Origin of the sequence: Actinomyces sp. HMT 175 (assembly GCF_016694895.1) — a bacterium.
Classification (GTDB): domain Bacteria; phylum Actinomycetota; class Actinomycetes; order Actinomycetales; family Actinomycetaceae; genus Actinomyces; species Actinomyces oris.
The window spans coordinates 197,838-222,276 of the sequence record NZ_CP068012.1; the positions used below are offsets into that span (position 1 = coordinate 197,838).

A 24,439-nucleotide genomic window follows, 5' to 3' on the forward strand; every position below is an offset into this window, starting at 1 on the left:
CCCGGTGAGCTTCGCCCCCACCTACCGGCGCCGCCCGGTCCCCCTCGTCGCGGGCGCGTTCCACGGGTCCTCCGGCCAGGCGTGCTTGGGGTAGCGGCCCCGCATCTCGGCGCGCACCTGCGGGTAGCCCTGCTCCCAAAAGGAGGCCAGATCGTCGGTGACCGCCACCGGACGGCGCGCCGGAGAGAGCAGGTGCAGCAGCACCGACACCCGGCCCTCCACGATCCGCGGCGTGGCCGCCCAGCCGAAGCACTCCTGGACCCGCACCGCCAGCACCGGCCGACCCGCCCGCCCGGCCTCGGCCGAGCCTGCTGAGCCCACCGAGCCAGCTGCCCCGGCTGCCCCGCCGACCGCTGCCGTGTAGTCCACCCGCACCTGTGAGCCGGAGGGGACCTCGATCCTTTCGGGCACCAGCTCGTCCAGGCGCACCGCCTGCGGCCACGGCAGCAGCGCCCGCAGCGCCTGGGCCACGTCCAGCCGCTCCAGGCTGAAACGCCGACTCCCCGAGCCCGACGCCGACTCACCGGACCTACCTGGTCCGCTCGACCCTCCGGCCTGCCCGGCCAGGCTCGTCACCGCCGGTGCCAGCCACTCCTCGGCCCGCTCGGCCAGGGCCGCATCGCTCATATCCGGCCAGGGTTCACCCAGGTGCTCGTGCAGCAGGGCCAGTCGGGCGCGCAGGCCGAGCGCCTCCTCATCCCACGGCAGCACGCCCAGGCCGGCATCAGCCCCCTCGGCGCGCACCCGCGCGATGACGGCCTCCGCCACCGCCGTCGGACCCGGCGGCGGCCCCGGGGTGGTGGTGAGTGTGATGGCCCCCAGGCGGCGCAGGCGCTCCGTGCGCAGGCGTCCGCCCTCCCAGACGGTGCGTTCCTCCTCGGCCAGCCAGGCCCCGGCCAGCTCCAGGGCCGCCTGCTCATCGAGGGGAGCCGCGGCCCGGATGAGTGCGTCGCCGCGCCCACTGGTCAGGTCCACGCCCGCCACCGCCAGCCACTCGGACTCCGCCAGCGCCGAGCCCGCCGGCAGGCGCAGCCCGGTCCCGGCGACGCTCGCGTAGTGCGCCTCCTTGCCCGCCTGCGGAGCCGGCCCCCGACGTCGCGCGATCCACTGCGGCTGCGCCGTCCCGGCCACCAGCGCCACCGCCGACTCCAGGTCTCGCGCCCCGGCGCCCCCGGGAGCGCGCCCGCCGACGCCGTCGGGTCGGCCAGTCTCCTCCCGGCCGCGCCCGGTGCCCGGCGAACCGGAGACTCCCAACGCGTCAGGTGCCTGTGGTCCACCGCTCGCGGAACCCGGGCCCTCAGGGGCCCCCGACTGCTCGGCGGCGGCGCGCCGGCAGGCCTGCTCCAGTCGGCGTGCCTCCGCCTTCCACGCCCCCGACCCGGCCCCACCACTGCGTACCTGTCGGGCCAGGGCTGTCAGGTCCCCGCCGGGCGCGCGCAGGTCGGCGGTCAGCAGCGCCGTCGCCCGCGCCGCCTGCCGCGCCCCCAGCACCGGTGCCGTCGCCAGCAGGGCCCGCGCCTCCCGCACGCCCGCAGGCAGCCCGGCCACCGCCCGCCCCAGGGACGTCACGCCATCGGCGCCGGCCAGGCCCAGACGCTCCAAGGCCTCCCGTGCTGCCGCCAGCGCCGCAGCCGGCGGCTCATCGACCCAGGCCAGTCCCGCGCCGTCGGGCACACCCCACACGGCCAGCTCCAGAGCCGCACCGGTGAGGTCGGCCGAGAGGATCTCCGGGGTCGGAGCCAGCGGCGAACGCGCCCAGTCCGTCGGCGAGCAGCAGCGGTAGACGACGCCGGGACCCTCGCGCCCCGCCCGCCCGGCCCGCTGCACCCCGGCCGCCCGCGAGACCCCCACCGTCACCAGGCCACTCATGGAGCGGGCCACGTCCAGGCGCGGCTCGCGCGCCAGCGTGGAGTCCACCACCACCCGCACCCCGGGCACCGTCAGCGAGGACTCGGCCACGTTCGTGGCCACCACGACGCGCCGCCGCCCCTCCGGGCTCGGGGCAAGGGCCGCATCCTGGGCGCTCGCGGGCAGGCGACCGTGCAGCGGCAGGACGTCCACGCCCGCGGGAGCCGCACCGCGCAGACGGGAGACGACGTCGTCGACTTCGCGGGCCCCGGGCAGGAAGACCAGCACGTCACCGGAGCGCTCGGTCAGGGCCCGCTCCACGGTGGCGGCGATGTGGGCGAGGAACTCCCGCGGTACCCCGCGCGGCCCCAGGCGACCGGTGCGCCCCGGCGGCGCCCACACCTCCTCAAGGGGGTGGAGGCGCCCGGGCGCCTCCACCAGCGGCGCGGCTCCGTCCGACGAGCCGTGCGAGGCTCCGCCCGAGGAGCCGCCCAGGATGCGGCGCAGGCGGTCGGCGTCGAGCGTGGCGGACATGGCCACGAGGGTGAGGTCCTCGCGCAGGGCGGCGCGCGCGTCCGCCAGGAGGGCCAGGAGCAGGTCGCTGTCCAAGGAGCGCTCGTGGACCTCGTCGAGGATGACGGCATCGACGCCGCTCAGCTCCGGGTCACGCTGGAGACGGCGCAGGAGGAGACCGGCGGTGACGACCTCGATCCGCGTGTCCGGGCCGGCGCGTCGCTCCCCGCGCACCGCGTATCCGACGGTGCCGCCGACCTCCTCTCCCAGGAGGTCGGCCAGGCGGCGGGCGGCTGCGCGGGCGGCGATGCGTCGTGGCTGGGTGACGACGACGTGGCCCGGCCGGTGTTCCGGGGTGTGTTGCGGGGTGCTGGCAGCGACGTCGGCAAGGACGTCGGCGAGGAGCGGCGGGACGAGCGTCGTCTTACCGGTGCCGGGCGGAGCGGTGAGGACCAGGCAGGCGCCTGCGTCGTCGGAGGCGGAGGGGTCGGGGGAGAGGCGCTCGCGCAGCTCGGGCAGCAACTCGACCACCGGCAGGTCCGGGGGCGAGGCGAGCAGCGCCCTGATGGGGTCGGTCTGCGGAGGCTGCGTGCGGCCCTGCGGCCCGGTGCGAGTCATGCCCCGATTGTGCCCGGTGGGGGAGTGGACGGGGCCGACGCCGGACCGGGGGCGGGAGCTGAGCAGCAGATGGCCCCCGGTCAGTAGAGGACCTGAGGTGCAGTGGGGGGATAGGGACGAGGGGAGACGCGCAGCTGCCGGCGGCTACCGGATGCTCATGAGGATGTCTCGGGCCTGCAGGATGTCGGCGAGCTTCTCGGCGTACTCGGCGTGCGTCTTGACGGCCTTGCGCATGCCCAGGGCGCCGCCGATGATGGCCGACCCCGTCGAGGACAGGTAGCGCACCAGGGTCTCGCCGTGCGGGCCGGTCCCGAACTGAAGGTTCTGCGAAAGATAGAAGTTGCTGCCCATGAGTGCGCCGAAGGCGATGGACATGCCCTTCTTGCCGCGGGTGATCTGGAGGGTATCGGCGGAGAAGGGCGCGACGGTCCAGCCCTCCTGAGTGAAGAACTCGGTAACGATTGATCGAACTTGATCGATTGGTGCATTAATGGTGTACGTGCGCTCAGCCATGGTGGGATGCTAAGCGATACTCCTTTGTTCTTGCACATTGTGTTCAATAACGTTTGCGTGAAGGTGGCGCGCTGCTAGCCTGCGTGCGCCCGGTGTACCGCCTGGCTCGCAAGCAGATCGACAAATTCTTCAGAATCGACCCGGAGCCGCGTCGATTCTGAATTTTTTGTTGATGAGTGTGGGCGGCCCGGACTCTTCGAGTGAAGCACGCTTGACATGGTCGGCCCTGTCAAGCACACTAGACATGTCAAGCAAACATGACACCCTCTCTCGGGGTGATTGGCTAATCAAGGGATGATCGCCATGCTCTCCGCCGTCTCCGCTCCTTCTGTCCTGGCCGCCACGTCGTCGACCTCCTCCGCTGTCACCTTCGTTGCCGGGGTGGTCGGTGGCATCGTCGCCGGGATCGTCCTCTACCTGCTCGTCTACCGGTACTCGGCTCGACATCTGCCCGAGGTCCGTGCCGAGGAGGCGCCCGAGCTCCTCAAGAAGCTCAGCGGGCAGCAAGCCGGTCTCGTCTGCTCCCTCCCCACCGGAATCATGGTGGGCTTCGTGTTCCCGGCGACCAGTCATCTCTCCGCCGGACCACTTCTGCTGGTCGTTCACCTCATAGGCACCGCCATGGTCAGCGTGTCCATCATCGGTGTCGCGTGGCTGTCCCCGAGACTGCGTGCCGTCCGGAGCGCGGCGGCGGCATGAGCCGGTTGTCTCGCCGCGCCCCGGGCGGTGAGGGCCGTGGATAACGACGTGCGCGGCCTGCGCGAGGCCCGCGGTCTCACCCAGGCCCAGCTCGGAGCCGCCCTGGGCGTCTCCAGACAGAGCATCAACTCCATCGAGAAGGGCAAGTACGACCCCTCCCTTCCCTTGGCCATCGCCATCGCCCGCTATTTCGAGACCACTGTTGAGGAGATCTTCCATGTCTGAGTCAGAGCCCACGCCGCCCACGCCCACCCGTTCCTCCGCTGCGGCCGCCGGTTCGTCCTCCTCCGACTCGATGCCGAGTGCTCGGGCGGGCCTGAAGGACGCCAAGCCGCGGCCGCCCGTCGTTGGGCGCATGGTCTACGGTGTCGTTGTCGTTGTCGTTGTCGTGACCCTTCTGTGGGTGGCGGCGTTGACGATCCCGATGTCCAACGGCTTTCTCTACGGTGGTGCCAGTGGAGCGTCAGCCGTGATGCTCGTGTACATCGCCCTGATCGTCGCCAAGAGACGCGGATACGACACCTTCTTCGTCCGTGAGCTTGAGAAGCGGGGGGATGAGCGGGACAGGGCCGCCTCGCAGCGGGCCTGGGCACTCACTGGCGTCGTCGGGCTCGTCGGCAATGTTGTCGTTGGCACTGTGGGGGCCTTCGGAGGGCCGATGACCCCGGCCCTCGTTATCGTCCTGTGGCTGCAGCTGGTCAGTTTCATCGGAGGAAGCATCTACTTCAACCGCACGATGTAGATCGTGGAGGTACGCCCGAGCCTGCCGCCCGCTCGGTGCACCGCCTGGCCCGCACACACATCGACAGAATCTTCAGAATCGACCCGGAGCCGCGTCGATTCTGAAGATTCTGTCGATGAGTGAGGGAGGGGCTCATCTCGGCGGCGACCACCGGCGTCTTCGCGTAGACTTCGCTCCACCCTGACCGGCGCCCCGCGCCGGCCATCGTTCCCTGTCCCACCGCCCGCCCCGGGCGCACCCGAGGAGAATCCATGGTCCAGCAGTCCGCCCCACCAGGAATCTGGGACGAGGACCCCGACGGCGCCTCCATCCTCCTGGCCACGGGCCGCGCCCGCCACGACCTCCTTGTCGTCGCCGAGCCCGCCTTCCTGCGCGACCTCGACCAGGCCTGGGGGCGTCCGTCGGCGCGAGTGCGCCTGTCCTTCCTGCCCGGTGTTGAGGCCCCCAGCGCCCCCGGTCACGAGGACGCGCTCGTGTCCTACGAGCGCGGTGGACTCGGTGTCCTCGTCGCCCGTGGTCGCACCAGCATGTACGAGGGTGGGGCCGCGCGCGGTGCGACGGCGCTGGCCCGGATCGCCAGCGGGGCCCGCCTGCGCGCCGCCCTGCTCGTCACCCGCGCCACCCCGCTGCGCGGCTCCGGTGATGTGGCCGGCGGCTCGGCGCCGGGACAGGTGCGCGTCGTCGCCGACCACCTCAATGTCTCGGGTGGTTCCCTCTTCCCGGCCCCCGGCATGGTCTCGGCAGGCTGGGACGCGACGCTCACCGAGCGCCTGGGGAGCCTGCGCGGCGTGAGCGGCAGCTCCGTTGTCGCCCTCGTGCCCGGGCCACTGCGCCCGAGCCCGGCCGAGTCTCGCGCTCTGGTCTCCTTGGGCGCCGACGCCGCCGTGACCGACTCCGTGGCCGAAGCCATGGTCCTGGCCTCGAGGGGAGTGGCGGTCTCCGCCCTGACCTACCTCGATGCCCCGGCCGCCGGTGGGAACCTCGGGCGGGCGCAGCTCTCCTTGAGGCAGGCCTCCGGAGTCACCCTGGCCGCCGTCGAGGAGATCCTCAGAAGCCTGCGGGCCGGTTCCTGAACGTGATTCTGGGAACGGCGTGGAAAAGGATGCTGCCCAGGCTGCCGGCCCCCGTTAAGGTCATCTCGTGAAACCCTTCCTCTTCCTGGCCACCCGCAGCGACGATGAGCCCGCCGACGCCGAGTACGAGGCGTTCCTCAAGCGCACCGGCCTGGACGAGTCCACGCTCCGCCGCCTGCGCCTGGAGTCTCAGTCCCTGCCCCAGGTCGACCTGGACGACTGGTCCGGCATCCTCGTGGGTGGCTCCCCCTTCAACGCCTCCACCCCGGCGGAGAAGAAGTCCGCCACCCAGAAGCGGGTCGAGGCCGAGCTCTCCGGCCTGCTCGACCGCGTCGTCGCGGCCGACTTCCCCTTCTTCGGCGCCTGCTACGGCGTGGGCACGCTCGCCTGCCACCAGGGCGCCGTCGTCGACACCACCTACGGCGAGGCCGTCACCGCTCCCGACGTCACTCTCACCGAGGCCGGCCTGGCCGACCCCATCTGCGCGGGCGTCCCGAAGGTCTTCCAGGCCTTCGTCGCCCACAAGGAGGCGGTCACGACGCTGCCGCCCCACGCCGTCGTCCTGGGAACCGGTGAGGCCTGCCCGGTCCAGATGTTCCGGATCGGGTCCAACCTGTACGCCACCCAGTTCCACCCCGAGCTCGACGGCGACTACCTCGCCCACCGGCTCGGCTTCTACGCCGGTCACGGCTACTTCGCCGACGACGAGCTCGCCGACCTCCAGGCCCGCGTGCGCCTCGACGACGTCTCCGACTCCTGGAAGCTCCTGGCCAACTTCGTGTCCGTCCACGCCCGCGACTGACGGGCGCGCTGTCGGCGCGATGCCCCAGTTCGCGCAGCGCGAGAAGGGGGCGCGTACGGTGCAAGTGGGGTGGATAGTGGGGCATCACCCGGGGCGATGTGTCTGATCGGCCCCGAATGCTCCAGGAACGTACAGAAAGGGCTCGCTTATGTCCCGCATCGTCATGATCGGAGGTCACGGCAAGGTCGCGCTGCTGGCCGCCCCGCTGCTCGTGGACGCCGGCCACGAGGTCGTCTCCCTCATCCGCAACCCTGACCACTCCGCCGACGTCGCCGCCACCGGAGCCACCCCGCTGGTCCTGTCCGTCGAGGAAGCCGACGTCGCTGAGCTCACCCGGGTCTTCGCCGGTGCTGACGCGATCGTCTGGTCCGCCGGGGCCGGCGGCAAGGGAGGCCCGGAGCGTACCGACGCCGTCGACCGCGCCGCCGCCATCCGCTCCATGGAGGCCGCCGCCGCAGCCGGGGTCACGCGCTACGTCATGGTCTCCTTCCTCACCGCCTACGGCGAGGTTCCCGACGACCACCCGCTGCGCGCCTACGCCATTGCCAAGATCGCGGCAGACCGACACCTGCAGACCACCGACCTGGCCTGGACGATCTTGGGGCCGGGCCTGCTGACCCTGGATGAACCCACCGGTGCCATCACCGTGGCTCGCGTCCCCAAGGGCACCCCGACCTCGAAGGCGCCGACGTCGCGTGGGAACGTCGCCCGCGTTATCACCGCCGTGCTCGCCGAGCCGGCCAGTATCGGTAAGGTCATCCCCTTCTACGACGGCGACACCCCCATAGCCCAGGCTGTTGCTGACGTACCGCAGGAGTACGCCGACCTGTCATGATCGCCACCTTCGTGGGGTAGGCATCAGAAAGGCTCCGGTCCGCACTCATTGAGTGAATGTGGACCGGAGCCCGTTCGGGTCATGGTGAGGTCTACTTGCCGTCGCTCATGGCGCTGGCCGAGGGGGCGGCCGACATCTTGTCGTCGCTCATCTTGCCGTCCGACATGCTGCCGGAGGTGGGGCTGTCGGACATCTTGTCATCCGACATCTTTCCGTCCTCGGTCTTTCCATCGCTCATCTTTCCATCAGACATCTTGCCGTCGCTCATGGTGCCGTTCGGGGTGGAGGTCTGCTCCATCTTGTCCTTGTCGGCATTCATGGAGCCGCAGGCGGCGGTGCCGACGGTGAGGGCGGCAACGAGCAGGGCGGCTGACACGATCTTGCGAGTACGCATGGGAGAACTCCTTGGTGACATGGGCTGGCGACGTGGCCAGGTGAGTGGTGGTGCACCGACGTAGTGCACCGTCACCAGGAGTTCGGAGCCGATGGGGCAGCGGATGGGGATACGTGAGTGACTCTGCTCACTGTGTGTCGTGATGGGCGGAGGTTTCCCCTACATGTAGGGCCGGTAGCTCACGTACTGGGGTTGTTGCCTGCTTGTGGCCACTGGTGCGAACTGATGCGTCGTGTGCTTCATGGCGGACGTGTGTCGGCGTAGTAGCACGATAATCCCGACGGCGATGGCTCCCAGCAGGATCGATGCAGCCCACGCTCGGAAAGCGGCATACGGGAACGACTGTCCCATGCTGCTCAGCCCGAGCATGGAGCCGATGGAGGTAACGGAAATGCCATATGCGAGGAGGATGTACATGTTCGTGAGAGCCATGATGAATGGGGCAACGCCGACGATGCGTGAGAACGCCACTCGGTGATGGTTCTGAGAGCCCAGGTAGAGGCTGATGGTCGCGATGAAGGCTATGACGATCATGAGAATGATGCCGCTGATGAGAGGTGCTCCTCGGTAGTTGGGTGCGGTTGAGACCGACAGCCAGAGGTTGATCGTTCGCTTACTTCCGTTGGTGCTGTTCAGCATGTATTGCACAGAAGTCGCCAACTGGTGAAGAGCTATGACGAGCATGAAGAGGTTGACTGCTGATCCAAGTGTGACGAACCACGGTCGCGCAGTGGGTGTGTGTTGATTCATGATGGTTGCGGCGATTGCGGCGCTGCCGGTCGTCAGGAGGCACAGAATCGGCATCGGAGTGACAATGATGCTGTCGTTGAATATGAAGATGTCGATGAGCAGTATCTGAAACGTCGCGGCGACCATGACTGAGGTGGGGCGATTCTCAAAGATAGTCTTCAGTGACGAAAAGTGAAGGACGAACCACCAAACACCCGGCGTTCCGAGCGCGTAGAACATCAAGTACAGGATGAAGTTCAGTGTGAAACCCGGAGGGGCGGTGAATCTGGGTTGCCTGTGGAGGTCGTAGAGGACCCATGCGACCTGAGTTCCGCAAGCGATCAGGGCTGTGACGAGGGCGATGACTCGGTCTCGCCTCCAGCGGGTGGGTGAGGGCAAGGCGGTCGTGCGGGTGACGCCGAGCGGTGGCGCGCCGACCAGTGCTGGCGGCGCGAAAGGCTGTGGGGTCATGGGGAGGGGGCCAGGGGTTGGAGCGGGGGCGAACCTGGGAAAGCTGGCAGTGGGCCCGGCCGAATAGGGGTCGATATCAGCGCCGTTGGTGACGATACTGCTGGCCGGCTGGCCGATGCTGGACAGGTGCGGCGCCACCGGCTGCGTCGGAGGAGCGGTCTGGGCCTGGAAAAGATAGGGGTAGTCGACCTGTTGTCCGCTCTGGGGGCCGTGGCCCGGCGTGAGGGCCGCATGCGGTGGCGACGCGGGGGCGTGCGGCCCGTGTGGCATCACGCCGTATGGCGTCGCCGGGCCGTATCCGCCAGTGCCCGACGGCGTCGGTGTGGAGCTGCTCTGAGGTTGAGGTGGCTGCCGCATATCGGCATTGTGCTTGACCTGTCGGTCGGTGTCGATGACCGAGGTGATGTCGTGTGCCGACCCTGCGGTGGTGGGGCGGGATCAGTACCCGCTCCCCCACTGCGACTGGGAGCGGTGCTGCCTGCTGAAGCGGTTCTGCATGCCGTGGGGGCCGGCTGTGCCCACGATGCCATACTGCTGCCGGCTGTGGCCACCGGGTGGAGTGGCTGCGGATCGGCGTCCGGCCATCAGCGTCGAACCGATGAGGAGGGCTCCCTGGCCGATGATGATCGCCATCGCGATTCCTGTGCTGGATGGCTGAAAAGCGTACTCGCCAGCGGTGGGCAACCCGTAGGCGAGGACGACGACGATGTTATAGAGCGTCAAAAGTGAGACGGCGCTTGTGGACACGATTCGGAACGATGCGCTGGAAGGGCGCCGCATTCCCAGGAACAGGCCTGCGGTGGCCAGGGAGGTGACGATGGCGAAAATGAGTAGCCCTGCCGCGATGGGGAGGCCGGCACCCCCTGATTCTGACCATATGAACCAGGCGCTGGTCGTGTAGTTACTGAGGCCCCTTCCTGCCGATATGCTCACGTAGGCCGATATGGCGAGGTATGAAATGTGTACGGCGCTGTTGATGAGCACGAACTGGCAGGCTCCCAGGGCCAAGGTGGTGGGCCACGGCTGCGGAGTCGTTAAGCGCTGGTTGAGGCGTGTGGTGAGGATGGCGCCCACTGCGGTGACGATGAGTAGGAGGACAAAGGTGACGTTCTGCACGCTGGTGTACGGGTCCTGACTGTCGCCGGCGATGGGCATGGTGACAACGCCGTAGCCGAACCACAGTGCGAGCCCTAATATCTCAGTGACTGGCCGGTTGTGGAAGAGGTGGCGTAATCCGAAATAATGCCACCAGATCACTGGTGTGGCGATAATGAATAAGAGCGTCGAGATGATGGCTGTGTTCCACACGCTGCCCCGCGCCAAAGCGAGAAGAAAGGTGACATAGATGACGCCCTCAAGGGCGCAGCCAACGATCATCATGACCAGTGTCGCCGCCTTCAAACCGCGCCATGGCACATGGTGTGGTGCATCCAAGGGCCGGGATGATGTCGTTCCCGGGCGCGGGCTGCCCACCTGCGGTGGTCTGGCAGGAGAGGAGTAGCCCGGTGCGGTGACTGCTCCGCTCAGGTATGCCGACCCGGTGCTCGAGCCCGCGCCTTGCTGAAACTGCTGGAACTGCTGCTGTTGCGGTTGGTACGGCTGATATGGCTGATACTGCGGCGCGGAGGCCTGCACGGGCGCAGGCGGATAGGGCTGGCCCGAGAAGGAGGGAGCCCCGGGTGGGCGCAGCACTGACTGGGTCGGAATTGCGCTCTGCGCGGGAGGCATGTACGCGCCGTGACCGGCCGGCGTCGGCGCCTGCCCGTAGGTCGCCCCGTTCTGCGGGGCGCCCGCCGGGACGGAGCCATAGGCTGCCTGCGGTGGGTACTGCGGGTTGGGTGGGTCGCTGTATCCCTGTGGCGGCGGATAGGCGGGCGGGTAAGTCATGACAACGTCCTGATGATCGTGGCTCTCAGCTCCAGAACCGCGCCTGGACCGCCGAGTCGTTCGGGGTGTGCGGCCCCAAGGAGTGGCAGCTCAGCTGCGGGAGAAGTGCGAGACGAAGTTACGGATGATCTGTCCGGCGTCGTGCTCCTCGGAGGACCGGGCCTGGGTGAGGATGTCCTCGCTCATGTCCGGGTCACCATAACCGGCCTCGTCGTAGATACTGACACGCCGCTCGAACTGGACGGCGTCGAGCTCGGGGTTGAACTGGCAGGCGTAGACGTTCCTGCCCACGCGCAGCATCTGGACCGGGCAGTCCGGCGAGCTCGCCAGCAGGGTTGCGTGCGCGGGCACCTCCCCGACTCCCTCGTAGTGGCCGGCGAAGACCGTGACCGCCTGGGGGAGCCCCTTCAGGACCGGGTCCTCGCGGCCCTCGGCCGTCAGGAACAGGTCGACGGCGCCCAGCTCCTCACCGAACTCCTCCTGCGTCCCGGTGCCCAGGTAGGCGGCCAGCACCTGGAGCGCGACGCCCGTGGCCAGGAGGGGAATGCCCTCCTTGAGGATCACCCCGAGCAGCTCGCGGATCTGCTCCTCGACGTTGAGCTGGCTGCGGGTCTTCTCGGCCGCCGGCGTGTCCGCGTTGTAGGGGCTGGCCCCGATGAGTACCCCGGAGACATCGGCCGCGGTGAAGGAGTCGAGGAAATCGACCTCCTCCAGGGCGATGTGCTGCAGGTCATCGCGCGATAGACCGCTCTGAGCCAGGAAGGACTCGTACTCGTCCTGCGCCGCCTCGTGCTCGGGGCGCGTGGTCACCATGATGAAAGGCTTCACGGGACCACTGTAGGGGACCGGTTGGCCGGGCGTGGCCGTGTGACCTCTAGACCACGAACAGTATGAAGATGAGGAGGCAGAGCCACAGGATGAGGGAGATGGTGCCCAGAATGAGGCCCAGCCAGGCCAGTCCCTCACCGGAGTTGTAGCTGTGGTGCAGGCGCCGCAGCGCACTGATGCCCAGGATGATCGCGGCGACGCCGACGAGGGGGATAAAACTGAGCAGTCCGCACACCAGGGCGGCCGTCGCCCCGGAGTCACTGCGGGGGCGGGGTGCCGTGTAGCCGGGGCCGGAGAAGATTTCTGCCGGATCGAGATTCTCGGTTCCGGGGAAGACGAATCCCGGGGGGAGTCCGTCGACGTACTGCTCCGAGCTCGGCGAGAAGCGTGGCGCGCTCTGTCCTGGCGTGGAGGTCCCGACGGTGCTCATGACCACATCATGCACCGTCGGTGCCCGCAGACGGCATCCTTCCCGCGGACGAATCGGGTGGGAGCCGCCAAGTGGCGGGCAGGTGCCCGCGAGAAGCCCGGTCCGTGTGCCCGCCGAGCAGGGGCTATGCTGAAGTTCCGGCAGGCTCTGCCGGGTCCTGCCAAGCGTCCCGCGGGTCTCCTGCGAGAGGATTTCCCACGGGACACAGCCATTCCCTCGTTGCTTAGGCAGGAGCTCACTCGTGTCCTCTTCTCCCTCTCGTGGCTGGCGCCTGCACGGCGATGGCCGGTCCATCGCTCCGGGCGAGGTCGTCGCCCCCGGTGAGCGCCTCACCTGGCCGCGCACCATCGGCATCGGTGTCCAGCACGTCGTCGCCATGTTCGGTGCCACCTTCCTGGTGCCGCTGCTGACCGGCTTTGACCCGGCGACGACGCTGTTCTTCACCGGTGTGGGCACCCTGCTGTTCCTGGGCATCACCTCCGGGCGCCTGCCCAGTTACCTGGGCTCCTCCTTCGCGCTCCTCGCCCCCATTGGGGCGGTGACCGGCTACACGCGCGACAGCGGTGCCCCCCTCGACCCCCACAAGGCCGCCCTGGCGCAGGGCGGGATCATCTCGGTGGGACTGTGCCTGCTGGTGGTGGGCATCATCGTCCACCTGGTCGGCTCGGCCTGGATCGACCGTCTCATGCCCCCGATCGTCACCGGAGCGATCGTCTCCCTTATCGGCTTCAACCTGGCCCCCGCGGCCTGGGGTAATGTCACGAAGGGGCCGGTGACAGCGGTCGTCACGATCGTCTCGATCCTGGTCATCACGGTGCTGTTCAAGGGCATCATCGGGCGCCTGGCGATCCTCATCGGCGTTCTCATCGGCTACGCCACCGCAGTGCTGCGCGGGGAGGTCAACTTCGACGCCGTCGCTAAGGCCCCCGTTCTGGGGCTGCCCGACTTCCAGGCCCCGGCCTTCGACGTGCGCTACCTGGGGCTGTTCATCCCCGTGGTGCTCGTCCTCATCGCTGAGAACATCGGTCACGTCAAGTCTGTCTCGGCCATGACCGGGGAGGACCTCGACGACGTCACCGGCCGGGCCCTGTTCGCCGACGGCCTGTCCACCGTGCTCGCCGGCAGCGGCGGCGGCTCGGGCACCACCACCTACGCGGAGAACATCGGCGTCATGGCCGCCACCCGCGTCTACTCCACCGCCGCCTACGTGGTGGCGGCGCTCAGCGCCCTGGGCCTGTCCCTGCTGCCGAAGTTCGGCCAGATCATCGCCTCGATCCCCGCCGGCGTCCTGGGCGGGGCGGCCACGGTCCTCTACGGCATGATCGGCATGCTGGGGGTGCGCATCTGGGTGCAGAACCGTGTGGACTTCTCCGACCCGGTCAACCTCAACACGGCGGCCGTGTCCATGGTGGTGGCCATCGCCGACTACACCCTGGTCTGGGGCGACATGACCTTCAAGGGCATCGCCCTGGGCTCGGCCGCGGCCATCGGCGTCTACCACGCCATGCGCTGGATCTCGAAGCTGCGCGGCACCAACCTGGAGCAGGCCTCCCCGGCCTCGGCCCCCGCCGGCACCGAGCTGGAGGGCCCGGCCTACTCCAGCCGCGCCGCCCACTCGCCCTCGGCCGCCTCGGAGGCGCAGGCTCCGACGTCGTCGAGCACCGATGGCGTTGAGGGGGCCGGTAAGGGCCGCGGCTGAGCCGCCCTGCCGGTAGGGGCCGCCGAAAAGCGGCAAGAGATGTGGCAGTCGATGTGCTCGGTTCAGCACATCGACTGCCACTGCCGTCATGGGGCGTTGCCTGATGCTCCCGAGGGTTTCTTGCCATGACAGCGCAGGACGCCGGTGGGGAGAGCTGAGTACGCGACACGTACTGCTCGCTTCCTCGGTGGGGGCTGGTTCGGTGGCTCGCTGTCGCTCGGGTGGTGTGAGGCGTGTAGTGCACGAGGGTGGGGTGCTACTGGAGGAGGGTTGGGTGTACTGCGGGTAGGTGGGGCCTTCGTGCAGTACACCCAACCCTTGGCCAGTGGATCCCGACCCTCGTGGAGTAGGCTGGCCCGAGGTGAGGCTCAGGGTGGAGCCGGCGTCTCAGGCGCTATGACGCTCTGAATCGGGAACTGCGTTTCCCGCCCAGAACGTCCTTCTCCTCCAGATGACTGAGGTCAGCTCCCAGTCGTCTGGAGGACAGCGCAGTCCTCGTCGGAGAAGTACGTTCTCGATCGAGGCGGAAGCCATCGAGGCTGGGAGTCGTCGTCGCGATGCTCCTGCCCGGACCGGGCGGCCCCGGGGTCAGCTGGGCTTCTTCGTGGCGGCCTTGTCCGCCGGGACGCAGTCGCTGGGGGCGGTGATCGGCTTGTCGGCGCCGAGGAGCTTGATCTCGTCCGACTTCAGCGCGTTCTGCAGGTACTCCTTGCCCAGGACCACCGAGACCGTGGTGTCGTCGTCGGACAGGCTCTTGTCGAGCTGCACCGTGGACTTGGGGAAGATCTGGGCCAGGGAGTAGGCGTTGGTCAGGCCGCCCTTGGAGGCCATGATCTGGACCTCGCCGTTGTAGATGCCTCCCGGCCAGTCATTCGCCGAGGTGACGGTCAGGCCGGCCTCCTCCAGCTCCTGCTGCACCGTGGCTGCTAGCCCCACCGTCTCCGAGCCGTTGTAGATGTTGATCTTCTCGATCGTGGTGACGTCGACGGTCTTGGCGCCGCTGGGCGGGCAGGTCTGGGGCACGTAGGTCGCCGTGCTCTTGGGCTGCGAGAAGCCCGGGTTGTAGGCGGGCAGGATGCCCAGCGATACCAGGAGGCTCACGGCGACCGCGACCACCATGACGGCCAGGATGGCGCCGATGACGGTGGTCTGACGGTGCTGCATGTGCCGCCGGTACTCGGCGCGCGGATCTGCGGGACTACTCACGCGATCCAGGGTAATGGACGACGGCGCTCATCGGGTGGTGGTGGGCTCGATGTGACATGGGACCGAGCCGTGGGCTGAGGTGTCGGGCGGGTTGCCGAGCGGGTTGCCGGGTGCTGCTGGCGAGGGTCAGGCGCTCGGCGGTGCCGGGGCGAGCCGCGGCACCCCTTCCTCGGTGACCTCCAGGATGCGGGCGTGGATCGCGGTGCGCCCCTGCAGAGCGGCGCGCAGTGCCCGGTGCAGCCCGGTCTCCAGGTAGAGGTCCCCCTTGAAGGAGACGACATGGGCGAACAGGTCGCCGTAGAAGGTGGAGTCGTCATCCAGGAGGCTGCGCAGATCGAGGGTTGCGCGGGTGGTAGTGAGATCGGCGAGGCGGATCTGTCGAGGTGCGATGACGGCCCAATCGCGCTGAGTGGTGACCCCATGGTCGGGGTAGGGGGGCCTCTCGCGTACTGCCTTGAAGATCACGGCAACATCCTAGTGAATGAAGCGGCCGTAGGTGCGTGGGGGGAGCCGTGGGTCGTCCAACATCGACGACGTCGACGACGTCGACTGCATCGACAAGATCGACAGGATCGACTTGTCCCGGGGTGCCGGTCCGCTGGGTTCAACCTGTCCGGGCCCCTCCGAGGTGGGGGGTCGCTTCCGTTATCTGTCTCACTAGTTGGAATGTGGCCGACAGGACGGCGATTTCGTCATCTCTTTGTGATTGGCGTTATCGCTGCGATATCTGGTGGTTTACTGGGAAGGTGGGATGTCCGATGCCGGAAATCGGCGGCATGCCTGACCTTCGGACTGTTCCCCTCTGCTTCGCGGCTCTAGTACCGTGTTCGCTGCACCGACCTCGACCGAAAGGATGCCGCAGCCATGACCATCGCGGTCCGCCGAAGCGGCTTCACCATTCCCCTGTCCCTTGTTGTTCTCACCTCGACCGCCATGCTTCTGGCCGGTTGTCAGTCCGGTGGTGCCTCCAACGCCAATCAGCAGGGCACCACGGGTTCATCGTCATCTGCGAAGGCGCAGTCGACGGCCAGTGCCAAGGCGACCTCCGGCCAGAAGTCGGGGCACGCCTCTCCTCGCATTCCCAGTCCCACCGGTAAGGGCCCCGCCGACTCCTCCGCGTCGCAGCCCTCCGGCTCCCAGTCCCGTCCCGCGAGCCCGCGGGCCAACGAGCCCCGTCCGGCCGCCAGCGGGACCGACGCCACCAGGGCGTTGGCCTCCGGCAAGACGGACGCTCCGGGGCAGCAGAACAGCGGCGCCTCCAAGGCCCCTCAGGCTCAGGGGAAGACCGACGACGCCGGTAAGTCCTATGCCGGATCCACTCAGGCACCGAGCTCCCCGGCCCCTGAGACTCACAAGCGCGCGGAGCAGCCGGCACCGGCCGACAAGCCGGCTGACAAGCCCGCCGAGAAGCCGGCCGAGGCGCCTGCCGACAAGCCCGCCGACAAACCTGCTGACGCGCAGCCGGCACCGGCCGACAAGCCGGCCGAGGCACCTGCCGACAAGCCCGCCGAGAACCCGGCCGAGCCGGCCGCCCCCGCCGACGAGCAGCCCAGCCAGGCGACGTCCTTCGTCCCGGGCAACCTCGTCTCGGAGAAGACCGCCATGATCGTGTCGCCGTCGGGCAACATCGGCTGCGACCTGTCCGCCCACTACGCGGGCTGCGGTGTGCTGTCCTACCGCTCCAACGGCACCTACGGCAAGGATGAGGCGGGCTCGCCGAAGTGGTGGTTCGACCTCAGCTCCGGGGGAACTCCGCAGCTCGCCGGCCGCAGTGAGGGCGCCTTCTCTCTCGACGAGGCCTTCCGCGGTGGCGGCTCCTCGCCCCAGGTGGTGGAGTACGGCCAGTCCGTCACCTTCGGCTCCTGGGTGTGCAGCTCCGAGGAGACCGGCATGACCTGCCGCAACACCGAGACCGGTCACGGCGTCTTCCTCAGCTCGGGGCGCTACGAGACCTTCTGAGCCGAACCCGAGACATCCTCGGTACGCCTGTGTTCGCCCCGGTGACCTGTCACCGGGGCGAACCCTGTTCACGCGGACTGCAGCGGGCCGGTGAGGTAGCGCTGGATCGTCGGTCCGACGACCTCCGCGAGGTGGTCGATGCTCGCGCTGGCGATGGGCTCCAGGCGCAGCACGTAGCGGATCATGGCCAGTCCCACCAGCTGGGAGCCGGCCAGGGTGGCCCGTTCGCGCGGCGAGGCGACTGACAGGCCCGACTGCTCAAGGGCCTCGGCCATCGGAGCCGCGACCTGCTCGGTGGCGTAGTTCTGGATCGCTTCCGGGCTGCGGGTGTCGGTGGCCATCCACTGCAGCAGGCTGCGGAAGGTCGCGCCGTCGGCGTCGTCGTCCCAGGCCGTCAGCGACAGGCGCACCAGCCGGGGGCCGGCCGAGAGGAGGTCCCCGCTGATGGCGGTGGCGATCTCCTGACTCGCCCGCACGCGCAGGTTGACCGCCGCCCCGAACAGGTCCCCCTTGGAGCCGAAGTAGTAGGACACGAGTGCCGGGTCCACGCCGGCCGCCCGGGCCACCGCGCGGATGGTGGTTCCCTCATACCCCTGGGTCAGGAAGGACTCGCGTGCGGCGGTCAGGATCGCTTCCTGGGTGGAGGACGGTCGGCTGCCGCCTTCGCCCGGGCGACGTCTGGGGCCTCGACGGCGCGGGCGACCAGGGCGGCGCTCGGAGGGCTCGTCGTCGAGCGGAGCGCCGGGCTGCGGTGCACTGAGGGCGTCACTGGTCACTCCAGGAGATTACGAGCGCTGCAGCTGCGCGTGATGCCGGCCTCCTCTCCAACTCGAGAAGTTCCGGAAGAACGCGGCGCTTGATCGGGGTCGGCGCTCCCGGAAAAGTGTGACGGCTGGCCTCATTTTATGAAAGGCTATCGACGCGATATTCAGTATTGTTCAGGGTTTCGGGGTGGCCGCGGCCGCCCGGAAAGACGGCTCCAGAGGCGGCTACTTCTTGGAGTTCTTGGCCGAGCCCTTGACCTGTGACTTGTCCCCCTGGGTGACGACACAGGTGATTTTGCGGTCGCCCTGGGCCCAGGTGCCTTCGCCCGGCGTGAGGTACTCGACCTGGTAGCTGGTCTTGCCGGACTCGATCCCGACGTACTTGGTGAAGTCCTCGCCCAGGCAGAAGCCCTGACCCAGGGAGTCACGTGCCTGTTGCTTGGGGAAGTCCTTGATGTCATCGCTGAAGGTGGTCTGGGCGATGACCTCGTAGGTGTGAGCCTTGGAGCAGTCGACCACGATGACCTCGCCGATCGCCTGATCCCCGCCGGAGTCCTTGCTCACGGTGTTGTAGCACTGCCCGACCTCAAGGTCCTTGGTGGCTGTGGTGGTCTGTGAGGAGAACAGGCTGCAGGAGGCCAGCCCCATGGTGACGGCGGCGGCGACGGGGAGGGTGAGGAGCGTGGTCCGGGTGCGCATGGGTCGAACCGTAACAGTCGGAATGGCGGCATTGTGCCGGTTTTCTGCAGGCTCCTGGTCGCAGCCGGAAAGGCGGCTGAATAATCCGGGATAAGGACCGGGTGGCGACATGAGACGGAGAGACGGAGAGTCGCCACCCGGCCGGAGTGGGAGGCTGGACAGTGTTCACGAGGCCTGGGAAGGGAGAAGTGGTCCCCTCCATTCGTGGTTCGCCCGTGTGCGGCCGTCCTGCTCGTTGGGGACAGACTAGGAGTTCTTGATGGAATTATTCAATGGTGTGTTATCCCGGTTCTGGGCGAAGCAGACCAGCGAGTGGTCCCCCTGGTCCCAGGAGGACTGTGAGGGGGTCAGGGCCGCCACCCGGTACTTCTTGGCCTTGGATGAGGAGCCGACGTACTTCTCCAGCACCGGGTTGCAGACGGCGGTGACCTCATCCGAGGTGCTCGCCTCGGCGTAGGTGGAGGCTGTGGACTGCCCCGTCCCGGTCACCTCGTACTGGTGGGGTGTGGAGCAGTCGACGAGCTTCGCGCCCGTGGCATCCGTTCCGCCCTGCTCGGTCCCGTTGACCATCTCGGAGATGCAGTTGCCGGTCTTGAGGTCCTGGATACTCACGGTCTTGGCCTCGCCCTCCGCTTTAGCGCTGGAACTGGCGGAGGCGTCGGCCTGAGGAGTGGCCGAGGGGGTGGCGTCGGAGCCTTGAGAGGGCTCGTCCTTGGACGAGTCCGTGGGGTCGGCCGTGGCCGAGGAGGAGGGAAGAGTGGAGGGGGTGCCCACCGCCTCCTCGTCGCAGGCGCTGAGGCTCACGGCGAGGAGGAGTGCCATCGGGAGGGCGATGAGGGATGGGATGTTCGTGCGCATGGGGTCATCGTGGCAGGAGCGGGAGGCGGCGTCGATGGGGAGGAGACCTGATCGGGAGCCTGCTGCGTGCAGCGGAGGGGAGGATGGAAAAACCCCGGAATCACACGGATTCCGGGGTGGTGGCGGAGGATGGGGGATTCGAACCCCCGAGGGCTTGCACCCAACACGCTTTCCAAGCGTGCGCCATAGGCCACTAGGCGAATCCTCCAGGCGCTCCACGCGGCGACAACCACGTGCAACGAGAAAGGAATATATCGGAACGCCCATCCCCGGGGCCAGCCCGGGGTGGTGGGATCTGTCACGCGAGCTCGGTCGGGACGGTTCGCAACCGGGGGCCGGATCGGGTAGTCTCTCGCTCGGCCCCTCGTGCGGCGTCATCCAGTGAATCCCCCAGGACCGGAAGGTAGCAAGGGTAAGCAGGCTCTGGCGGGTGCGCGAGGGGTCCTCATGTCTTCCAGCGGCGGGGCGGTCTGCTCGGGTGGCAGGCCGGCGGGCTCGACGGCGCCCCGCAGTCCTCCTGCTGTTGTGGGTCAGGGTCACGCCGCGGCGGCGTCGACCTCCGCCAGGCGGCCGGTGGCCAGGTCCAGGACGAAGCCGCGCACGGCGTCGGTGCGGGGGATGAAGGGCGAGGCCTTGATGCGGGCGATCGACTGGCGCACGCTGTCGGCCAGGTCGGTGAAGGCCCCCGGCGCCCAGGTCGGCTGTGCCCCGGTCTGAGCCTCCAGAGTGGAGCACAGCTCGTCGTCGGTGAAGGAGAGCATGCCGCAGCCGGTGTGGTGGATGAGGAAGATCTCCTCGGTGCCCAACAGGTGCTGGCTGATCGACAGGGAGCGGATCGTGTCCTCGGTGACCAGGCCGCCGGCGTTGCGGATGACGTTCGCCTCGCCCGGGGTGAGCCCCAGGGCCGCGAAGACGTCCACGCGCGAGTCCATGCAGGCCACGACCGCGACCTTCTGCTTCCCCTTGGCCGCCAGGCCGCCCCGGGCGAGAACCTCGGCGGAGTAGGCGGCGTTGCGGGAGACAAGAGCCTCGGTGACGGTCATGGTTCCTCCGTTCCTCCAGGCGGCGACGCGCCGGCCCCGCCCATCGTGCCAGACGGAACCCGACCCGCCCGGAGCCTCGCACGGTGTCGGCCCGGCCGATTAGGCTCGGGCCGTGACCACCGCTCTGTACCGCCGCTACCGCCCCGACACCTTCCAGGAGGTCATCGGGCAGGACCACGTCACCGCTCCGCTCATGGCGGCGCTGCGGGCCGACCGCGTCACCCACGCCTACCTCTTCTCCGGCCCGCGCGGCTGCGGCAAGACGACGTCGGCGCGCATCCTGGCCCGCTGCCTCAACTGCGCCCAGGCCCCCACCGACACCCCCTGCGGCACCTGCCCCTCCTGCCGGGACCTGGCCACCGGCGGCCCCGGCAGCCTCGACGTCGTCGAGATCGACGCCGCCAGCCACAACGGCGTCGACGACGCCCGCGACCTGCGCGAGCGCGCCGCCTTCGCACCGGCCCGCGACCGCTACAAGATCTTCATCCTCGACGAGGCCCACATGGTCACCGCGCAGGGCTTCAATGCGCTGCTCAAGCTCGTCGAGGAGCCGCCGGCGCACGTGAAGTTCATCTTCGCCACCACCGAGCCGGAGAAAGTCATCGGCACCATCCGTTCGCGCACCCACCACTACCCCTTCCGTCTCGTCCCGCCCGACGTCCTCGAGGGCTACCTCGCCCACCTGTGCCAGGCCGAGGGCGTCGAGATCGGCCCCGGCGTCTTCCCCCTCGTGGTGCGCGCCGGCGGCGGCTCCGTGCGCGACACCCTTTCGGTCATGGACCAGCTCATCGGCGGGGCGCACGACGGCGGCGTCGACTACCAGCGGGCCGTCGCCCTGCTGGGCTACACCGACACCACCATGCTCGACCAGTGCGTCGACGCCATCGCGGCCTCCGACGGCGCCGGCGTCTTCCGAGTGGTGGACCGGGTCGTCTCCTCCGGGCACGACCCCCGTCGTTTCGTCGAGGATCTGCTGGCCCGGCTGCGTGACCTGCTCGTCATCGCCCTGGCCGGTTCCGAGGCCGGCGCGGCGCTCGGCTCCCTGCCGGTCGATGAGCTCGAGCGCATGGACCTGCAGGCCCGCACCATGGGGGCTGCCGCCCTGTCCCGGGCCGCCGACACCACCGCCCAGGCCCTGACCGCCATGGTCGGCGCCACCTCCCCGCGCCTCCAGCTCGAGCTGCTCGTGGCCCGCCTGCTCATCCCCGCCGGCGGCGCCGCCAGAGGTGGTGGCGTTGCGGCCGGGGGTGCGGCCGGGCCTGCTGGGAGCGCCGGACCGATGGCCTCGCCCACCCCCGGTGGTGCGGGCGTCGGCGCGGGCACGGGAGCGGCCGGCAGTACCGCCGGCGCCGTGCCCGCCGGGTCGGGACGCGAGATGGCCGCCCAGATCGCCCGCCAGGCCTCCGCGGATGCCGCCGGCCGGCGCGGAGGGCAGCGGCCCGAGAACGCCGGAGGACCGGAGGGAGTCGGGAGCCCGGCGCCCACCGCCCAGGCGCCCCACTCCGACGCCGGTTGGGGAGCAGCCCCTGCCGCGCCCTCGGCGCCCGCCGCGGGCCCGACGTCGACCGCACCGGCCTCGCAGGCCGGCCCCGCCGTCAGCTGGGACGGCCCGCTTGACGGCGCCGCCGCCTCGCCGGGGCCCTCCGCACCCCCGGCCGCGGCGGCCTCACGACCGGCCGAGCATCCCTCACGCGCGGCCGAGCCGGCCAGCGCCCCAGCCGCCCCGAGCGCGCCCGCCGCTCCCTCGGTGCCCGCTGCCCAGGCAGGCGCCGGTTGGGGGGCAGCCCCTGCTGCGGCCTCAGCACCCGTCGCCCAGGGAGGTGTCGCTGCTGGCAGCTCGGGCGGAGGCGAGGCGGCCGACGCGGAGATGATCCGCACCCGCTGGGAGGAGGTCCTCGAGGCGGCCAAGCGCTCGCGGCGCGCCACCTGGGCGCTGGTCGGCCCCAACTCCCGACCGGGCACCGTCTCCGGAGGCGTCTTCACGCTCCTGTTCGCCGCCCCCGGCCTCGTGGGCGCCTTTGAGAACGGTGGACACGGCCCCATCTTCTCCGCGGCCCTCCACCAGGCCCTCGGCCTGCGCCTCGAGGTGCACGCCATCGTCGCCGGCGACGACGGGCCAGGCAGTTCCGGAGGCCCGGGCGGCTCAGGTGGCCCGCGTGGACCGCAAGGACCGGGCGGATCCGGGGCTGCCCCCACCGGGACCGAGGCCGCGCACACCGCCGGCGACGGCTCCGGCGTCGCCCACGATGCCGGCCACGGCGGGCCGCAGGGCTCCTACGGCGGCGCCCCCGACGCAGGTCCGAGCAGACCTGGACCACAGGCCGGCGCCTTCGCCTCGGCGGGCTCGGCCGCCGGCGGCGGGGAGCAGGATGTCAACGGTATCGGGACGCACACCGGCGGCCAAGGCCCGGCCGAAGCAGCGGCCCCCAGCGTTGGCCGTGGCGCCGACAGCTCTGGCCCCGGCGTCGACAGTGCCGTGCTGCACGGCTCCACCGGTGAGCCGGTCGCCGCATCCGCTCCCGACTCCCAGGCGCTTGCCACCCACAACCCCAGTAGCGCTGTCCACGACGCCGGCCGCCCCGCCCAGGGCCCGGCCGCGCAGTCGCCCGCTGCTGCGTCGGCACGGCCCACCGACGTCGAGCCTGCCGACCGCCCCGGCGCGCACCGTCCCGTCTCCACCACCTGGGACGATGGCTCCCCGATCCCCGAACCCCCGCCCGAGGACGACTGGGGTGCCGATCCCTACGCCGAGGACTCCGGCTACGTCAGTGGGGCTCTCAGCGTTGATGAGCCCAGCGGCTCTGCTGGGCACTCTGCCGCTCCAGCCCCGGCCGCCGTCGCCCAGGAGGCCGCGACCTCGCCCGAGCCGCAGCCGGCCCAGGTCGGCGTCGATCCCGCCGCCCCCACCGAGTTCCAAGCGGTCTCCCCAGCATGCCCGGCCGCCTCCACGTCCCCGGCGCCCACCGCTGCTCCCATGGCGCCGCCGGCATCCCCCGCTCCCGCGAACCCCACCGATCCCGACGACGGTTGGGGGCCCGTCGCCATCCCCGGCGGCGGATCGGCCCCGGCCCCGGTCTCCGCGCCCGCCGCCGGCGGCACCGACCCGGACGACGGTTGGGGCCCGGTCGCCGTCCCCGGCGGTGACACCGTGCCCGCCCAGTCGGCACCCACCTCCGCACCCTCCTCAGGCGCAGGCTCAGGATTGCCTGCATCCCCCGCGCCCACCGGCCCCCAGTCCGCTCCGGCCCCCACCTCGGCCCCAGCTGCCTCCGCCTCACCCGCCCAGTCCCGCTCCGCTCCGGCCGCGCAGGCGCCCGACGAGGCGCCCCTGGCCACCGTCCACCGTCTGCGCGCCCTGCCGGAGATTCCCGGCGGGGCCGCGTCCGCTCCGGCGGCCCCCCAGTCCTTCCAGCAGACGCCCTCCTCCCCGTCCCCGCAGGCGCCCGGGGTCGGCAGCGCACCACGCGCCCCCGGCTCCTCGGAGACCACCGCAGGATCCCCCGGCCTGGCCCCTGTCACCTGGGAGGGGACGACGTTGAGCCCCTTCAGCCCGGGCCCGCCCCCCGAGGAGCCCAGCGCCTCGAGCGCCCCACCCGAGGACGAGTCCACCTGGGCGCCGTCGGGCATCGCCGGCTCGCGCCTGGCCGCCGCCATGGCCGCCGCTCGCGCCGCCGCCCAGGAGGCCGACACCGACTCCCTGGCCGACGACACCCCCAGCGAGGACGACCCCGACGCCGAGGACGCCGGCGTCGTCGGGCTCGAGGTCGTCAAACGGATCCTTGGCGCCCAGGTCATCGAAGAGGTCACCGTGACCCAGGAAGGACGCTGA

22 protein-coding genes, 1 tRNA gene and 1 other RNA gene are annotated in these 24,439 nt (G+C 69.8%); 10 read left to right on the forward strand and 14 right to left on the reverse strand.

All coding sequences use genetic code 11. From position 1 onward, the window contains the following. Positions 1-21: 21 nt before the first annotated feature. Positions 22-2,979 (reverse strand): ATP-dependent RNA helicase, encoded by a 2,958-nt coding sequence (locus JJJ14_RS00815; RefSeq protein ID WP_201444427.1) that lies wholly within the window; start codon positions 2,977-2,979, stop codon positions 22-24. Positions 2,980-3,123: 144 nt separating this feature from the next. After that, a complete protein-coding gene (locus tag JJJ14_RS00820; RefSeq protein ID WP_101559014.1) occupies positions 3,124-3,492 on the reverse strand; it encodes a hypothetical protein in 369 nt (122 codons plus the stop codon). Positions 3,493-3,795: 303 nt separating this feature from the next. Between JJJ14_RS00820 and JJJ14_RS00825 the strand changes: the two genes are divergently transcribed. From JJJ14_RS00825 to JJJ14_RS00850, 6 genes are all read left to right on the forward strand, one after another. Continuing rightward, positions 3,796-4,191 (forward strand): PTS sugar transporter, encoded by a 396-nt coding sequence (locus JJJ14_RS00825; protein ID WP_236592865.1) that lies wholly within the window; start codon positions 3,796-3,798, stop codon positions 4,189-4,191. 36 nt (positions 4,192-4,227) lie between these two features. Then, complete coding sequence (locus JJJ14_RS00830) at positions 4,228-4,416, forward strand: helix-turn-helix transcriptional regulator (protein ID WP_009395015.1); 189 nt, start codon at positions 4,228-4,230, stop codon at positions 4,414-4,416. Then, a complete protein-coding gene (locus JJJ14_RS00835) occupies positions 4,409-4,933 on the forward strand; it encodes a hypothetical protein (RefSeq protein WP_201444428.1) in 525 nt (174 codons plus the stop codon). Before JJJ14_RS00830 ends, JJJ14_RS00835 begins: the two co-directional genes overlap by 8 nt. 251 nt (positions 4,934-5,184) lie before the next feature. After that, the gene (locus JJJ14_RS00840) at positions 5,185-6,006 is read left to right on the forward strand and encodes a purine-nucleoside phosphorylase (RefSeq protein WP_101559012.1); all 822 of its coding nucleotides are present in this window, start codon (positions 5,185-5,187) and stop codon (positions 6,004-6,006) included. A 67-nt stretch (positions 6,007-6,073) separates the two neighbouring features. Beyond that, positions 6,074-6,808 carry a glutamine amidotransferase gene (locus JJJ14_RS00845; RefSeq protein WP_101559011.1) on the forward strand — a complete coding sequence of 245 codons (735 nt, stop codon included), beginning with the start codon at positions 6,074-6,076 and terminating at the stop codon, positions 6,806-6,808. Positions 6,809-6,956: 148 nt separating this feature from the next. Beyond that, a complete protein-coding gene (locus JJJ14_RS00850) occupies positions 6,957-7,643 on the forward strand; it encodes an SDR family oxidoreductase (RefSeq protein ID WP_009406653.1) in 687 nt (228 codons plus the stop codon). A 91-nt stretch (positions 7,644-7,734) separates the two neighbouring features. Here JJJ14_RS00850 and JJJ14_RS00855 read toward each other — a convergent pair whose 3' ends face one another. The 5 genes from JJJ14_RS00855 to JJJ14_RS00875 all read right to left on the reverse strand — a co-directional run bounded on the left by JJJ14_RS00855 (position 7,735) and on the right by JJJ14_RS00875 (position 12,382). After that, positions 7,735-8,037, reverse strand: a complete 303-nt coding sequence (locus JJJ14_RS00855) for a hypothetical protein (protein WP_141405809.1) — start codon at positions 8,035-8,037, stop codon at positions 7,735-7,737. Positions 8,038-8,196: 159 nt separating this feature from the next. After that, a complete protein-coding gene (locus tag JJJ14_RS00860) occupies positions 8,197-9,594 on the reverse strand; it encodes a hypothetical protein (protein ID WP_236592866.1) in 1,398 nt (465 codons plus the stop codon). A gap of 81 nt (positions 9,595-9,675) precedes the next feature. Beyond that, the gene (locus tag JJJ14_RS00865; protein ID WP_201444429.1) at positions 9,676-11,124 is read right to left on the reverse strand and encodes an annexin A7; all 1,449 of its coding nucleotides are present in this window, start codon (positions 11,122-11,124) and stop codon (positions 9,676-9,678) included. 90 nt (positions 11,125-11,214) lie between these two features. Then, positions 11,215-11,952: a glutamine amidotransferase-related protein gene (locus tag JJJ14_RS00870; protein WP_075378005.1), complete on the reverse strand. Its 738-nt coding sequence runs from the start codon at positions 11,950-11,952 to the stop codon at positions 11,215-11,217. Between the two features lie 46 nt (positions 11,953-11,998). Beyond that, on the reverse strand, positions 11,999-12,382 hold the full coding sequence (locus tag JJJ14_RS00875; protein ID WP_101559008.1) for a DUF4190 domain-containing protein: 384 nt from the start codon (positions 12,380-12,382) through the stop codon (positions 11,999-12,001). A 241-nt stretch (positions 12,383-12,623) separates the two neighbouring features. Here JJJ14_RS00875 and JJJ14_RS00880 point away from each other — a divergent pair, with 241 nt between their 5' ends. Next, positions 12,624-14,081 carry a uracil-xanthine permease family protein gene (locus JJJ14_RS00880; protein ID WP_101559007.1) on the forward strand — a complete coding sequence of 486 codons (1,458 nt, stop codon included), beginning with the start codon at positions 12,624-12,626 and terminating at the stop codon, positions 14,079-14,081. Positions 14,082-14,669: 588 nt separating this feature from the next. On the opposite strand, the gene JJJ14_RS00885 is transcribed toward JJJ14_RS00880, so the two are convergent. Both JJJ14_RS00885 and JJJ14_RS00890 read right to left on the reverse strand, forming a co-directional pair. Continuing rightward, positions 14,670-15,245, reverse strand: coding sequence for a LytR C-terminal domain-containing protein (locus JJJ14_RS00885; RefSeq protein WP_020992016.1), 576 nt, complete (start codon positions 15,243-15,245; stop codon positions 14,670-14,672). Positions 15,246-15,413: 168 nt separating this feature from the next. Then, positions 15,414-15,752, reverse strand: coding sequence for a hypothetical protein (locus JJJ14_RS00890; protein ID WP_003788121.1), 339 nt, complete (start codon positions 15,750-15,752; stop codon positions 15,414-15,416). Between the two features lie 399 nt (positions 15,753-16,151). Here JJJ14_RS00890 and JJJ14_RS00895 point away from each other — a divergent pair, with 399 nt between their 5' ends. Then, positions 16,152-17,246, forward strand: coding sequence for a hypothetical protein (locus tag JJJ14_RS00895; protein ID WP_201444430.1), 1,095 nt, complete (start codon positions 16,152-16,154; stop codon positions 17,244-17,246). Positions 17,247-17,314: 68 nt separating this feature from the next. Here JJJ14_RS00895 and JJJ14_RS00900 read toward each other — a convergent pair whose 3' ends face one another. From JJJ14_RS00900 to JJJ14_RS00915, 4 genes are all read right to left on the reverse strand, one after another. After that, positions 17,315-18,022 (reverse strand): TetR/AcrR family transcriptional regulator, encoded by a 708-nt coding sequence (locus JJJ14_RS00900; protein ID WP_101559005.1) that lies wholly within the window; start codon positions 18,020-18,022, stop codon positions 17,315-17,317. Between the two features lie 213 nt (positions 18,023-18,235). Continuing rightward, positions 18,236-18,709 (reverse strand): septum formation family protein, encoded by a 474-nt coding sequence (locus tag JJJ14_RS00905; protein WP_201444431.1) that lies wholly within the window; start codon positions 18,707-18,709, stop codon positions 18,236-18,238. Between the two features lie 246 nt (positions 18,710-18,955). Beyond that, a complete protein-coding gene (locus JJJ14_RS00910) occupies positions 18,956-19,567 on the reverse strand; it encodes a septum formation family protein (RefSeq protein ID WP_201444432.1) in 612 nt (203 codons plus the stop codon). A gap of 120 nt (positions 19,568-19,687) precedes the next feature. Beyond that, positions 19,688-19,775 (reverse strand) — tRNA-Ser (locus JJJ14_RS00915). Positions 19,776-19,922: 147 nt separating this feature from the next. On the opposite strand from JJJ14_RS00915, the gene ffs reads away from it, so the two are divergent. After that, positions 19,923-20,017: signal recognition particle sRNA small type (gene ffs, locus JJJ14_RS00920), an RNA gene on the forward strand. An 86-nt stretch (positions 20,018-20,103) separates the two neighbouring features. Here the strand turns inward: ffs and JJJ14_RS00925 are convergent. Next, positions 20,104-20,610 carry a beta-class carbonic anhydrase gene (locus tag JJJ14_RS00925; protein ID WP_101559002.1) on the reverse strand — a complete coding sequence of 169 codons (507 nt, stop codon included), beginning with the start codon at positions 20,608-20,610 and terminating at the stop codon, positions 20,104-20,106. Positions 20,611-20,722: 112 nt separating this feature from the next. Here JJJ14_RS00925 and JJJ14_RS12680 point away from each other — a divergent pair, with 112 nt between their 5' ends. Beyond that, positions 20,723-24,439 carry a DNA polymerase III subunit gamma and tau gene (locus tag JJJ14_RS12680; protein WP_267892475.1) on the forward strand — a complete coding sequence of 1,239 codons (3,717 nt, stop codon included), beginning with the start codon at positions 20,723-20,725 and terminating at the stop codon, positions 24,437-24,439.

Excerpts from the sequence above, each read along its gene's own strand:
- JJJ14_RS00815 (WP_201444427.1), bottom strand. The coding sequence starts at position 2,979 with ATGACTCGCACCGGGCCGCAGGGCCGCACGCAGCCTCCGCAGACCGAC.
- JJJ14_RS00820 (WP_101559014.1), bottom strand. The coding sequence starts at position 3,492 with ATGGCTGAGCGCACGTACACCATTAATGCACCAATCGATCAAGTTCGA.
- JJJ14_RS00825 (WP_236592865.1), top strand. The coding sequence starts at position 3,796 with ATGCTCTCCGCCGTCTCCGCTCCTTCTGTCCTGGCCGCCACGTCGTCG.
- JJJ14_RS00835 (WP_201444428.1), top strand. The coding sequence starts at position 4,409 with ATGTCTGAGTCAGAGCCCACGCCGCCCACGCCCACCCGTTCCTCCGCT.
- JJJ14_RS00840 (WP_101559012.1), top strand. The coding sequence starts at position 5,185 with ATGGTCCAGCAGTCCGCCCCACCAGGAATCTGGGACGAGGACCCCGAC.
- JJJ14_RS00850 (WP_009406653.1), top strand. The coding sequence starts at position 6,957 with ATGTCCCGCATCGTCATGATCGGAGGTCACGGCAAGGTCGCGCTGCTG.
- JJJ14_RS00855 (WP_141405809.1), bottom strand. The coding sequence starts at position 8,037 with ATGCGTACTCGCAAGATCGTGTCAGCCGCCCTGCTCGTTGCCGCCCTC.
- JJJ14_RS00860 (WP_236592866.1), bottom strand. The coding sequence starts at position 9,594 with ATGCGGCAGCCACCTCAACCTCAGAGCAGCTCCACACCGACGCCGTCG.
- JJJ14_RS00865 (WP_201444429.1), bottom strand. The coding sequence starts at position 11,124 with ATGACTTACCCGCCCGCCTATCCGCCGCCACAGGGATACAGCGACCCA.
- JJJ14_RS00875 (WP_101559008.1), bottom strand. The coding sequence starts at position 12,382 with ATGAGCACCGTCGGGACCTCCACGCCAGGACAGAGCGCGCCACGCTTC.
- JJJ14_RS00885 (WP_020992016.1), bottom strand. The coding sequence starts at position 15,245 with ATGCAGCACCGTCAGACCACCGTCATCGGCGCCATCCTGGCCGTCATG.
- JJJ14_RS00895 (WP_201444430.1), top strand. The coding sequence starts at position 16,152 with ATGACCATCGCGGTCCGCCGAAGCGGCTTCACCATTCCCCTGTCCCTT.
- JJJ14_RS00905 (WP_201444431.1), bottom strand. The coding sequence starts at position 18,709 with ATGCGCACCCGGACCACGCTCCTCACCCTCCCCGTCGCCGCCGCCGTC.
- JJJ14_RS00910 (WP_201444432.1), bottom strand. The coding sequence starts at position 19,567 with ATGCGCACGAACATCCCATCCCTCATCGCCCTCCCGATGGCACTCCTC.
- JJJ14_RS00925 (WP_101559002.1), bottom strand. The coding sequence starts at position 20,610 with ATGACCGTCACCGAGGCTCTTGTCTCCCGCAACGCCGCCTACTCCGCC.